The organism is Neisseria sp. HMSC068C04 (assembly GCF_001810105.1).
Lineage (GTDB): Bacteria > Pseudomonadota > Gammaproteobacteria > Burkholderiales > Neisseriaceae > Neisseria > Neisseria flavescens_B.
Genome location: NZ_KV799965.1, coordinates 47,032 through 52,296, shown reverse-complemented (window position 1 = coordinate 52,296; position 5,265 = coordinate 47,032). Strand labels below are relative to the sequence as shown.

Below are 5,265 nucleotides of genomic sequence, written 5' to 3'. Positions count from 1 at the left end.
AGACTTGCCCCACTAATCGGGGATTAAGACTGAATATCACCTGCACGAAAACCAACCACGACAGTCGGAAGACTTGCCCCACTAATCGGGGATTAAGACTATTCCTCAATGTCTTTTCCAAACTTCGTTTGGAGTCGGAAGACTTGCCCTATCTAATTTTGATGGCTTTTCAGACGGCCTTACTTTAAGGCCGTCTGAAAATATCCGCTGTCTTGCCCTTTTCATCGGGTACAAAAATAAAACGGCCTTGACGGTTTGCTCCGTCAAGGCCGTTTTGTTGTATCCGGCGTCTCTTTACAGTGTCTGAATAATGCGGTACTGCCCGTTGCCGAATACCGTTTCTTTTCCCAAATGCAACCATTGCCCGATATACAGCATTTGTGCGAAAGCAGGGGAAAGGTCGGTCAATTGCCATGTCCCGATGATGCCGCTCAACGGCGTAGTTTGCTTTTGGCGGTTGGAAAAGCGGCGGTGTTCGTGCCATAAAAGCTGCGGGGACTGTCCTTGTCCTGCGGCTTGGGCGGACAGCTCGGCCGTGTCGGCGTTGTTGTGCCAATAAAGCCGGGCAAGCGTCAGATAGCGGCGCATAAGTTGGCGCAGAAAAATTGCCTGAGTAAGTTCGTTCTCGCGCAAAATCCTGCCTTTTTGCTGGATACGCAAAGGGGTGAGCAGCTGTATACGCGCCTGCGCAGGATAGTATTCGGGTAGCTTGATGCTGTTATGATGTTGCCCGACGAGGCCGCCGCGCCCTGCAATCGTCAGAAAACTGCCGTCCGCCTGTTGCACGGCGATGCCTGTCAATTCTCCTTTGCCGGTATTGTTTACACCCAGCCCTTTGGCAAAGGCTTGGGCAAATACGGCGCCAATCAAGGGCAGGCTGTGCCGTGCCTGTCCAAACAGTACCAAATCAAACGAATAATCGGCGCCGGCGGGAAAATGCGTGGGCGCAAATAACGGCGTTTCGATCACATAAGGCGGCGGCGGATTTTGGCGCACGCTGCTGGGTAAATCGGCACGGGGCACCGGCTCGAAAATTTGCGCATACGGACAGCCTGAAAGATGCGGCGTTTGGTCTATGGGGCAGGTGCAGGCGGCAGCCAAAAGTGCATGCCCGAATACCCCGCGCAGGGTCGAAGCCGCATAAGGGGGAAGCTGTAAATTTTGTGTCAGCGTAAAGGTTAACCGATAGCGGGCTATGGGCAATTCCGAGGGAAGGTCAAGCGGATTCATGACGGATATGTGAATAAAAAATGGCATGATACGGCGTTTCTGCCGGCCTGAAAATACAAAATGCAGCGAATTGAATCCACGTGCGCCTTTTAAATAAGAAAATCCCTGCTTGAGCCTGATACTGATCATCCGCCCCGCCCTGATTGGAAAGACAATCAAATTGCTGTGGCGTATGATGTTTTAATTCTGCCTCGGTATTTATCCCCTAAAAAATCCTCATGATTTCAACTTGGCCGCTATATCTTTCAGGCCGTCTGAAACACTCTTTTCCTTGATTAATCCCCGCATTTTTCTCATTTCAAAACGCTCAAAAAAATACAAATTTGTAGTGTTCGCTTTTAGTTCTTCACCCGCATAGAATTCACTTTGTGGTTACGGCAGGGAAGAAAAATTACGGTTTGAATCCGATTTTCCTCGCCCAATGAAATTGACAAATTCAACCATGAAGTCAGCGCTGCAAATTTGTATATGTGGCACTCAAACAGATAATTTCAGACAATGACTTCATTCACAAACAACACGGAACAGGAGAAAGAATATGACTTAGCGGCTTTTATCAGATTGTGATTGCGTTTTAGCGTTGATCAGATGTCGGAGGTTTCGGAGACTTTTATCCTCGGCTAAATAGGGATTGCCATGATTTGATCCGGCTCTGCGAACGCATTGTTTCAAATAGTTTACAAGGAGAACAAAATGGGATTTTTTGAGGGTATTTTTGACTTGGTAGGCGAAGGCATCGACTGTGTAATGGACGGAGTCATTGCAGTAGGCGAGTTTGCCGAAGAGCATCCGGTTGCCACATCGCTGGCGGTGAACGTAGCCACGGGCGGTATGGCGGCATGGTCGAATGCAGGAACGATTGCCACTGTACTGGGCGGCACAGGCGTACTGGGAAATACGGCCACAACCGGCGTTGCCATTAGCTCGCTGTCCGGTGCTGCGGCAACCAATGCCTCGCTGGCCGCACTGGGTGGCGGCGCGCTTTCAGTCGGTGGCGGCGGCATGGCGCTGGGTACAGCCCTTGTTGCAGGAACAGGGGCTGCGGTTGGCAGTGCGGCAGGAGGAATAATCGCCCATACGTTGACTTCACCGCGTGAATAATCCTGAAACCCCAAAAGACAACTCAAGGAAAGGAGAAGACATGAGCATCAAAACACCAAAAGACAACTTAAGAAACGGAGAAAACATGAGCATCAAAACACCAACCTTACCCTTCGGCAAAATGAATAATGTGATCCCCATGAACACGGGCGGCAAATTTCTGGGCTTTGCCCAAGCCACCAACTTAATCGGAGCGATTGCTGAGTCCTACAACAGAACGCTGGACTACCGTACCGATATCAAACGGTTGGAAGTGGAAGAATTGCGGATTGAAGAGCAAGCCCGACTCGCGCACGATGCCATAGACAAGAATTTCAAGCAGCAAATGGCGCATTTGGCAAACCGCAGGGTAGAAGTAATGGCGTATTACGAGACCCTGTACCGCGAGCTCTCATCCATTCATGACCACCGACAGGCCATGATGAAAATGGTAGAGGAAATACAAAAGGTTGCCCTTCACCCTGAAACACCACTTGAGGAAAAACGCCTGCATCATGAAGCGGCATTACGGTACTTGAGTTACTCAACGGAGTGGGGCCAACATGCGGGCAGACAATTAGAATAAGCCAAACAAACTTTGCCGCTCGTGGACCTTCAAAAAATTGCAATCTAAGGAGAAAAGCATGATTTGGGTATTACCAGTTTTAGCTGCCGTGGGTGTAGGTGCGTGGATTTATAACTCCGTCACCGAAGAAGAACAACAAGCTCAGCGCGATTGGCACAAAAAAAGCAAATCGGTAGAAAAAACCGTATCGAAACGCCGAAAAGAGATTGAGCGACACATCCGACAAGCGCAAAGCAGCTACAATTTTCATTACTTGGTGGAAATGCACTACTCATCAGTGCAAATTGCCAATGCTGCCTACAAGCTTTTGGATGATGCACGAATCAGCCTGAGAGCCATCAGCACCATGCTCAACAACGTCAAACAGCAAAAATTGAGCCTGGAGCGCGATTTGGCTTTTGCCAAAGGGCAAAAAAACCGTGCAGCCATTATCCGGATCATCGAAGAGCTGAAACAAATCAATGCCTACCGCCGTGCCTTGTTTGAAGAAAAAGACAAACAAAAAGCCGAAAAAGACAATTTATATCAAGAGGTCAAACGGCTAAACCAGCAAACCGGCGAATTAAAGCAACACATTCGCCTACGTTGCGGCAACAAAGGGCAGACTTGGTTTTTGAATTTGGAACAGCGCAAAAAACAACGGAGTGCATAGCCATGACCACCCTCTACCTAGACCGCAAAAACCTTTCCCTGCGTGCAGACAGCAGCGCTTTGGTATGCTATGAAAATGATAAAAGAGTAGCGACCGTCCCGCTGAAAATCTTACAGCGCGTCTGCATCCGCGGGGATTTAACGCTATCGGCCAAGGTTTTAGGCAAACTGGGAGAGACCGGCATCGGCGTACTCATATTGAGCGGGCGGCAAAAACGCCCCGCCCTCATGTTGCCCAACTGGAAACTGGACGGACAAAGGCGCATGGCACAATATGCCCTGTCGCAAGATAAAAGCGCAAGCCTTACCGCCGCCAGAAACACAGTCGCCGCCAAACTATCTGCCCAACTGCAACATTTGCAGCAAATGGCATTTTCAGACGGCCTGAACACAGATTGCCTGAAAGAGCACAGCCAAGCCCTGTCCAATCTTATCGACACCCTTGCAAACATCAGCGACATCCCCAGCTTACGCGGCATAGAGGGAGCGGCCGCGGCACGCTATTTTGGCGCATGGGCGGCAATACTGCCCCCAAACTGGCAATTTTCAGGGCGAAACAAACGTCCGCCGCGCGACCCGGTCAACGCCACCCTATCCCTCGCCTACACCCTGCTGCACTTCGACATCGTCAAACACCTCTACCTCAGCGGCTTGGATCCCTTTATCGGCTACTACCACCAGCCTGAACACGGCCGCGAATCGCTTGCCTGTGATTTATTGGAACACCTGCGCGGCCAATGCGATGCCTGGGTACTTTCCCTGTTTCATCAACAAACCCTGACACCTGCCGACTTTTCCACCACCGCGCAAGGCTGCATGATGAACAAAAACGCACGGCTCAAATTTTATCCGGCATACGAACAAACAGCGAAACAATGGAGAAAACACATCCACCGGCTCTGCACCGATTATTTAGCCGCCCTCGCCCAATACAGCGGCAAGCCGGAAATCCAATTAAGCGAACTCATTACATTGGAGTAAAAATGCGCCACATTATCGCCTACGACATCTCAGACCCGCGCCGCCTGCAAAAAGCACACCGCTATCTAATCCAGCACGCCATCCCCCTGCAAAATAGCATATTCCTGCACATCGGCAGCCGTGAACAAGCCCGGCAATGCTTTGAAGAACTATGCCGAATGCTCCATCCCAAACAGGATGACTTGCGCTTCTACCCACTGGCCAACAGCAGCATCATCCATACTTTGGGGCAAACCGCCCTGCCCGAAGGCATCATATTGGGCAACTTCGGCACACTGTAAACACCAACCCGCTTATATACCGCCTGCCGGCTGATGAAAAACAAAATACAAATAAAGGATGGGCAACCCGATATTTTTTAAGCCTCAACCCGACAGCAGACCCTGATTTTCAGACGGCCCCATCCGGCATTCCCAACCTGCTTGGTATCCAAAACTAAAAAACCGATCAAAAAACAAAAATAGCCTTGATGCAATATCAAGGCTATTTTGCTGTTTGCCGCAAGAGGGACAGGATAAACCACCCAACCGTTTCAGACGGCCTTGCTTTCAGGCCGTCTGAAAAACACTCGTCGCCAACGTTAGCAGGGCAAGTCTTCCGACCTACGACTGGCCGATTTACTACAAGTTCAAGACGTCTTAATCCCCGATTAGTGGGGCAAGTCTTCCGACAAGGAAACGGCTAAAGTGACTGTACTTGAGTCAGGTCTTAATCCCCGATTAGTGGGGCAAGTCTTC

6 protein-coding genes are annotated in these 5,265 nt (G+C 50.2%); 5 read left to right on the top strand and 1 reads right to left on the bottom strand.

The features are described from left to right. Positions 1-294: 294 nt before the first annotated feature. Entirely contained in the window at positions 295-1,230 is a 936-nt protein-coding gene (cas6, locus tag HMPREF2700_RS07025) for a CRISPR system precrRNA processing endoribonuclease RAMP protein Cas6 (protein WP_070591209.1), read from the bottom strand. 693 nt (positions 1,231-1,923) lie between these two features. Between cas6 and HMPREF2700_RS07020 the strand changes: the two genes are divergently transcribed. From HMPREF2700_RS07020 to cas2, 5 genes are read left to right on the top strand one after another with little or no spacing between them, the layout of a single operon-like run. Next, the gene (locus HMPREF2700_RS07020; RefSeq protein ID WP_070591192.1) at positions 1,924-2,331 is read left to right on the top strand and encodes a hypothetical protein; all 408 of its coding nucleotides are present in this window, start codon (positions 1,924-1,926) and stop codon (positions 2,329-2,331) included. A 40-nt stretch (positions 2,332-2,371) separates the two neighbouring features. Then, entirely contained in the window at positions 2,372-2,896 is a 525-nt protein-coding gene (locus tag HMPREF2700_RS07015) for a hypothetical protein (RefSeq protein WP_070591190.1), read from the top strand. A 58-nt stretch (positions 2,897-2,954) separates the two neighbouring features. Beyond that, complete coding sequence (locus HMPREF2700_RS07010; RefSeq protein ID WP_070591188.1) at positions 2,955-3,548, top strand: hypothetical protein; 594 nt, start codon at positions 2,955-2,957, stop codon at positions 3,546-3,548. Between the two features lie 2 nt (positions 3,549-3,550). Continuing rightward, a complete protein-coding gene (gene cas1, locus HMPREF2700_RS07005) occupies positions 3,551-4,528 on the top strand; it encodes a CRISPR-associated endonuclease Cas1 (RefSeq protein ID WP_070591187.1) in 978 nt (325 codons plus the stop codon). A gap of 2 nt (positions 4,529-4,530) precedes the next feature. Further along, complete coding sequence (gene cas2, locus HMPREF2700_RS07000) at positions 4,531-4,809, top strand: CRISPR-associated endonuclease Cas2 (protein WP_070591185.1); 279 nt, start codon at positions 4,531-4,533, stop codon at positions 4,807-4,809. The last annotated feature ends 456 nt before the right edge of the window (positions 4,810-5,265 follow it).